General features: G+C 63.0%; 7 protein-coding genes. 2 read left to right on the top strand and 5 right to left on the bottom strand.

Features of this window, described 5'->3' with window-relative positions; genetic code table 11:
- Nucleotides 1–219 precede the first annotated feature (219 nt).
- Complete coding sequence (locus tag HCF10_RS30905; protein ID WP_145338880.1) at nt 220–651, bottom strand: hypothetical protein; 432 nt, start codon at nt 649–651, stop codon at nt 220–222.
- A 9-nt stretch (nt 652–660) separates the two neighbouring features.
- Nucleotides 661–1,851, bottom strand: a complete 1,191-nt coding sequence (locus HCF10_RS30900; RefSeq protein ID WP_131699951.1) for an NnrS family protein — start codon at nt 1,849–1,851, stop codon at nt 661–663.
- Between the two features lie 251 nt (nt 1,852–2,102).
- Between HCF10_RS30900 and HCF10_RS30895 the strand changes: the two genes are divergently transcribed.
- Nucleotides 2,103–2,786, top strand: coding sequence for a Crp/Fnr family transcriptional regulator (locus HCF10_RS30895; protein WP_053134436.1), 684 nt, complete (start codon nt 2,103–2,105; stop codon nt 2,784–2,786).
- The gene (locus HCF10_RS30890) at nt 2,783–2,974 is read left to right on the top strand and encodes a protein DnrP (protein WP_090403099.1); all 192 of its coding nucleotides are present in this window, start codon (nt 2,783–2,785) and stop codon (nt 2,972–2,974) included. Before HCF10_RS30895 ends, HCF10_RS30890 begins: the two co-directional genes overlap by 4 nt.
- Here HCF10_RS30890 and HCF10_RS30885 read toward each other — a convergent pair.
- From HCF10_RS30885 to HCF10_RS30875, 3 genes are all read right to left on the bottom strand, one after another.
- Nucleotides 2,968–4,809, bottom strand: a complete 1,842-nt coding sequence (locus HCF10_RS30885; protein WP_167657084.1) for a nitric oxide reductase activation protein NorD — start codon at nt 4,807–4,809, stop codon at nt 2,968–2,970. The two genes, HCF10_RS30890 and HCF10_RS30885, sit on opposite strands and share 7 nt — an antisense overlap.
- Nucleotides 4,810–4,902: 93 nt before the next feature.
- The gene (locus HCF10_RS30880) at nt 4,903–6,324 is read right to left on the bottom strand and encodes a cbb3-type cytochrome c oxidase subunit I (protein ID WP_167657083.1); all 1,422 of its coding nucleotides are present in this window, start codon (nt 6,322–6,324) and stop codon (nt 4,903–4,905) included.
- Nucleotides 6,325–6,327: 3 nt separating this feature from the next.
- Nucleotides 6,328–6,768: a c-type cytochrome gene (locus HCF10_RS30875; RefSeq protein WP_027607193.1), complete on the bottom strand. Its 441-nt coding sequence runs from the start codon at nt 6,766–6,768 to the stop codon at nt 6,328–6,330.
- Nucleotides 6,769–6,936 lie beyond the last annotated feature (168 nt).

Raw genomic sequence — 6,936 nt, 5'->3', positions numbered from 1 at the left:
TGTAAGAGCGGAACCCTAAGTGGCCGTTACCGCAGCAACGGATATGCACTCGGCCCACCCCAAAAAAATGGTCGACCCGAAGGACGCCATCAGGAGCAAGTCGAATCGTCGCACCGCCCCTCCCACATTTGATCTCTATACATCAGATACCTATCAGCCTGCCCTGAATCTCGCTCCATTACCGCAGCAACACCTGCGCGACCACATCCGCCTGCCTGATCAACGCAACATCAGCTTGGCCACGATCACAATCACCACCATATGTCCCAGGATGCTGCGACGAATCCACGTCGCACGCCTCGGGCTCAAGCGCTGGTGACTCAGCAGGTACGCCAGCCACAGGTAATGGCCGATGATGCTCAGGGCCAGCAGGATTTTCAGGCTCAGCAGCGCCGCGAAATGGCTGGCCCAAGGTACCGCCAACAGCCCGCGATAGTGCCAGGCCAGGCCGATGCCCGCGCCGTACAGCAACACCACCACGCCGTGCAGTACCTGGCGCGAACGCCGTGCAATGGCGTGGTCGGAGGTGAACTGCGCGGACCAGGCCAGTTCCTCACGGGCTCTGTGCCAGATCACCACTTCGAAAAACAGCGTGCCGATAAACGCAATCGCCGCCAGCAGATGCACGATCAACAAGGTGGAATAAAGCATGACGTCCTCCTAGCCTGGATGCCCATCGACCCGTGCCTGCCACAGCATCGGGCCATACCGCCACAGGTACAGGCCGAGCCCGACGGTCCAGCACACACCCGCCAGCCACAACGCGGCCATCGGCAACAGCAGTACCAGCACCACCCGGCACACACATGCCAGGTTCAGCAGCCCAAAGGCCAGGGTCATCCCTGCGGGCGGCTGCAACGGGCGGCCGGTGTGGCCCAGGCTGACGCGGGCGATCATCGCCAGGATCAGTCCGGCCATGGCGCCGATGGTCAATGCATGCACGGCCAGGCTGGGATTGAGGGGCGCGCCGAAGTGCCACAGCGCCATGCCCAGGCAGGCCACAGCGAGCCAGGCGTACGCCAGGTGCAACGACCAGAGCAACGGCACCCGCCACAGCCCGCGATCATGCCAGCGCACCAGGCGCAATAAGTGCCCCAGTCCAAGGGCGGCGAACAGCAGGCCGATCCCTGGGTTGGCGGCCAGCGCAGGCCCGGCGGCATACAGCACGGCGACCAGCAGCGAAGCCCCGAGCAACGCCCGGTCCAGCCATGGCCAGGGTTTGACCGCCTCGACCCGGCCCAGACCGCGCTGGGTGAAAAACGGAATCACCCGCCCGCCGATCAAGCCCATCATCGCCGCCACCAGCCACAGGCCGGTGAGCACCGCCTGGCGTTGCAGGCCTGGGTCATTGCGCAGCAAGCCATACAGCGACAGCGCATCGGCCACGGTCAGCAGCGCCAGCACCAGCACGATCGGGTAGTTGCGCTTCTGGCGTACCTGCCACAGGGTCCAGCCCATCACGCCGGCCACGGCCAGGGGGAAGGTCAGTTCCAGCACCGCCAGCAGCGGCCAGTGCAGGTTGAACAGCCACCCCAGGCGCGCGGCCAGCCACACACCGGCAAGCAGCGCCAGGGCATTGCCGCTGATGCCTGGGCGGCCGGTCCAGGTCTGCACTGCCGTGAGCAGGAAGCCGGCGATGATCGCCAGGCCAAAGCCGAACAGCAGTTCATGCCGATGCCAGGCCAGCCAGCCGCCAGCGGGTTGCCAGGTGCCGAGGTGCCCGCCCAGGGCCAGCAGCCACAAGGGGATTGCCAGCGCCGCCAATACACAGGCGCCGAGGAAGAATGGCCGGAAGGCCAGGCGAAACAACGGGGTAATCGACATTGCCTTGCGCCGATCGAGCACTTGCATAACACGGTCTCCCTTCAGGACTGCGGCAATCTTGCGCCGATGGGCGTGCGTTGCCCTTGTCGTAGATCAAGTCGCTATCGGGGCCAAGGGATTACCCTCGCGCCTATATCCACACCGCACCCCGGAGCCATGATGAAAAACGCCTATGTCCCCCTCGCCTGGTTTGTGATCCTCGGCTCCATGCTAGCCGCCGCCAGCGGGCTTTCGCTGGTGCTGGTGTGAACGCACCACTGCTGTTCAAGGAACCGGGCATGGTGCTGCATCGCGTGCACCACCAGATCCTGCGCAGCCATCACCTGTTCGAACCGCTGAACGACGAAGAACTCAACGAGCTGATGGGCAACAGCCAGTTGCTGAGTATCGACAAGGGCGAGCCGCTGTTCCGCCAGGGCGAACCGGCCGATGCGTTTTACTTCGTGATTGCCGGTGCGGTGAAGATCTACCGCTTGACCCCCGACGGCCAGGAGAAGGTCTTCGAAGTGATCGGCGAGCGCCAGACCTTCGCCGAAGCCATGATGCTGATGGACACCCCCAACTACGTGGCCTGCGCCGAAGCGGTGTGCCCCACCCAGTTGTACCGTTTGTCCAACGCCACCTACATGCGCCTGCTGCACAGCAACAGCCGCCTGACCTTCGCCCTGCTCGGCACGTTGTGCGTGCGCTTGCACCAGCGGGTCAACGAGATCGAAACCCTGTCACTGAAGAACGCCACCCACCGCGTGGTGCGCTACCTGCTGACCCAACTGATGCGCCTGCACAGCACCGACGCCACGTTCGAACTGCCCATGGCCAAGCAGTTGATTGCCGGGCACCTGTCGATCCAGCCGGAGACCTTCTCGCGGATTATCCGGCGCCTGATCGATGAAAAAATCATCACCCAGGACGGACGCCAGATCGCCATTCTGGACCGGCTGCGCCTGGAGCAATTCGAGTGAAAACCTGCCTGTACTGCCAACAGCGCAATGCCGACAAGCATGAGCAGTGCACGGATTGCGGCATGGCCCTGCCCGCCTCGGACGCCGGCGTACAGGCCCTTCGCTTGCGGCGTTTCCAGTGGTTCTGCCTGAGCCTGACGCTGTTTTGCATCGCGATGTTCTTCTGGTTGCCGCGCGACTTCTACTGACCCTCGGTCAGTTGCCGGTACAGCTGGGGCAACCGCAGCGGCAACTGCTCCGGTTGACGGATCAGGGTGTAGCCATGAGCACCGAACATGTAGGGCAAGTAGTCCCCGGCCTGTTTGTCGATGGTGATGCAGAACGGAATCAGGCCCTGGCGCCGAGCCTCGACCACTGCCTGGCGGGTGTCTTCGACCCCGTAGCGGCCCTCATACAGATCCAGGTCATTGGGTTTGCCATCAGTCAGTAGCAACAACAACTTGCGCCGCTGTTTGCACGCCCCCAGCAGGTGAGTGGCTTGGCGAATAGCGGCGCCCATGCGCGTGTAGTAACCCGGCTTGAGCGCCTGGATACAGCCACGCGTGCGGTCGTCATAGGCTTGCTCGAACGTCTTGAGCTGTTGCAGGCGCACCTGATGGCGGCGCAGGGACGAGAAGCCATACAGCGCAAACGCATCTCCCAACCCGGCCAGGCTTTCACCAAACAGCAACAGGCTGTCGCGGATCACGTCGATGACCTTTTGCTCGTCGTTCAAATGCGCGTCGGTGGACATCGACAGGTCCGCCAGCAGCAGGCATGCCAGGTCTCGTCGTGTGTGACGCTGCTCCTGGTACAAGCCGCGTTCGGTGCAGGCGCCGTGTTGGCGTTGCACGTGGAAATCCACCCAGGCTTGCAGGTCCAGTTCCGCGCCTTGAGGTTGCTGGCGCAGCCATTGGCGGTCGGTGCGCAGTTGCTGGAATTGACGGCGCAGGCGCTGGGCCGGGCCGAGTAATCGGGCCGGTAACGGTTGCGGTGCATCGGCACGTGGCTGCATCAGTTGCAGATTGACGAAACCAGGTTGCAGGCATTGTTGGCGGTAGTCCCACTCGGGCAGCTTGATGCCCTCGCCGAGGGGGATGTCATCGACGTCGGCGGGCGGCAGGTCCAGGTGCAGCTTCAAGCCGCCGCTCTTGCGCACGCGCTGGCGCGACAGGCTCAACTGGTCGAGGTCTTCGGCGACGCGGGCGGCGTCCGGGTCCTCACTGTCGTCGGCCCAGCGATCGAGGTCGACGTGCTCGGTCCAGCTGAACAGGTTTTCCAGGCGCACCACCAGCAGGCCGCCATCACGGCTGTGATCATCCACACGGCTGGCGCGTTTGGGCGCGCCCTGCTGCTCACCGGACGGGGTGGCGAGGTCGTCGGCGTCGTCTTCAAGGTCGACGGCCTGGGGCGTGTCCAGGTGCAATGGCGGGTAAAGCCATAAGGGCAACGGCCAGGCGGCGCGTTCGCTGCGGGGTAAATGGCGCACGCTGCCGGGCTCGCGCAGGGCCTTGCGCAGGGCTTTTTCCAAGGCGGCTTCAGCGGGGCTCAGGCTGGCGGGGTCGGGGCGCAGCGTGATATGGGCGTCCACCAGGCGCTGGTAACTGGGCAGCAGCGCCGGGTAGCGTTGCAGCAGCAGCCAGGTCCAGCGTTGGTTGTCCCGGGCCCAATGGGTCATGGGGCCTGCATGGGCGGCCAACAGCGCCAGCCAGCGGTACAACTCCAGATTCAACGCGACGGTGGGGTACACCGCCAGGCTCGACGGCAGGCGCAGACGATTGCCATCGCAGGAAGCCAGGGGTGCGTGCTTGCAGGTGCCGGCGATGCGCATCAACAGGTTGCGGCGCAGCAGCAGGTCGCGTTCGCTGGCGGCTTCGAGGGCGATCCCGCTGGCACCGCCCAAGGCGCGGAACAACACGGCCAGGCTGCGCTGGCGGTCGACCAGATCGACCCGCGCGTGCGGAAAATCGACACTGGCGCGGCGGGTGATAAAGCGGTGCCAGGCACTGCCGACCCACTCTTCCAATTCAAGGGTAAAGGCCATGGGATGGGCTCCAACTGTTTGATATTTGACAGGCACACTGCAGTCCAAATGTGGGAGGGGCACCGCCCCTCCCACATTTGGACCGCGTTACCTTCAGTAGACGATCGCCACCGGTGCTCCAGCCATCCGGGCGCGTTGCCGGAAGCTGCATAGGTAGCAGACCAGCCCAAGCAGGAACACCACCCCACTGACCAACCGTGCCCAGAACAGTCCCTGCAAATGCTCCACCGTGGCCATGAACGGCAAGGCCACCCCGTCCACCTGCCAGCGTTGCAGCCAGACTTGCACGGCCCCGGCGGCGGTGAGGAACAGCGTGATCATCACCATCGACAGCACCATCATCCAGAAGCCCCAGATTTCGAGGGTTTGCGAACGCGCGTCCGGCGCTTCACCGATACCGCGCAGGCGTGGCATGGCGTAGCTGATCAGTGTCATCACGATCATGGCGTAGGCACCGAAGAACGCCAGGTGCCCGTGAGCGGCGGTGAGCTGGGTGCCGTGGGTGTAGAAGTTGACCGGTGCCAAGGTGTGCAGGAACCCCCACACGCCCGCGCCGAAGAACGCCGTGACCGTGGTGCCCTTGGCCCACAACGTGGCCGCGCGGTTGGGGTGCTGGCGCCGACGTTGCTTCACCATGGTGAAGGCGAACATCACCATCGCCAGGAACGGCAGCGGCTCCAGGGCCGAGAAGATCGAACCAACCCACAGCCACACTTCAGGCGCACCGATCCAGAAGAAGTGGTGGCCCGTGCCGATGATCCCGGTGATCAAGGCCATGGCGATGATCACGTACAGCCATTTTTCCACCACTTCACGGTCGACGCCGGTGACCTTGATCAGCACGAAGGCCAGCATCGAGCCCATGATCAGCTCCCACACGCCTTCGACCCAAAGATGCACCACCCACCACCAGTAGAACTTGTCCCGCGCCAGGTTGCCGGGGTTGTAGAAGGAGAACAGGAAGAACACCGCAAGGCCTATCAGCCCGGTCATCATCACCATGCTGACGGTGGTCTTGCGGCCCTTGAGCAGGGTCATGCCGATGTTGTACAGAAAGCCCAGGCACACCACCACGATGCCCATTTTGGTAATGGTCGGTTGCTCCAGGAACTCGCGCCCCATGGTCGGCAGCAGCTCGTTGTGGGTCAACTTGGCCAGCGCCGCATAGGGCACCAGCAGGTAGCCGAGGATGGTCAACACCCCGGCGGCGGCGAACACCCAGAACAGAATGATCGCCAGTTTCGGGCTGTGCAGCTCGCGTTCGGCCTCCTCGGGTATCAGGTAGTAGGCCGCGCCCATAAAGCCGAACAGCAGCCACACGATCAGCAGGTTGGTGTGAACCATCCGTGCCACGTTGAAGGGGATCAACGGGAACAGAAAGTCGCCGATGACGTATTGCAGGCCCATGATCAAACCGAACAGCACCTGACCGAGAAACAGGATCAGGGCGAACACAAAGTAGGGTTTGGCCACGGCCTGGGATTGGAATTTCAAGTATGGATTGGCACTGCGCATGGCTCAGCCCTCCTTGTTCGGTGGCCAGTTATTGGTATTGATCTTCGAGCTCCATTTGAGGAACTCGGCCATATCGTCCACCTCCTGGTCACTGAGATTGAATTGCGGCATGGCCCGCCGCCCCGGTACACCCAGGGGCTGCATCTTCATCCAGGCATGCAGGAACGGCTTGAACCCTTCTTCGCCGCCCCGGCGCTTGAACACATTGCCCAGTTCCGGCGCGAAATAAGCGCCCTCGCCCAGCAAGGTGTGGCAGCCGACGCAGTTGTTGCGCTCCCAGACGCCTTTGCCGCGAACGACAGATTCGGTGAGTTGGTCGACGTTGCTGCGGGCGGGAAAGGTTTGTTCGGTGTGGTAGGTCAGGGCCAGGAAAATCAGGAAGAAGAACACGCTTCCTCCGAAGTAGATATTCCTGGCCATACCCTTGGTGAAGGTCTCTGACATGGTCGCTTCCTCATTGCTTGGCCAGGGGATGATAGGGAGGTGGGGGGTGGAAACTGCTTGATGGCGATCAAGAAATGTTGATGGTTTTGGTGGGGTATTTTTTTGTGGGGTTGGGTTGGGTACATATCCGTTATTTAGGTAACGGCGGCTTAGGGTTCCGCCCTTACG

The organism is Pseudomonas sp. B14(2022), assembly GCF_012030485.1.
Classification (GTDB): domain Bacteria; phylum Pseudomonadota; class Gammaproteobacteria; order Pseudomonadales; family Pseudomonadaceae; genus Aquipseudomonas.
This window is presented reverse-complemented; position numbering and strand designations above follow the sequence as displayed.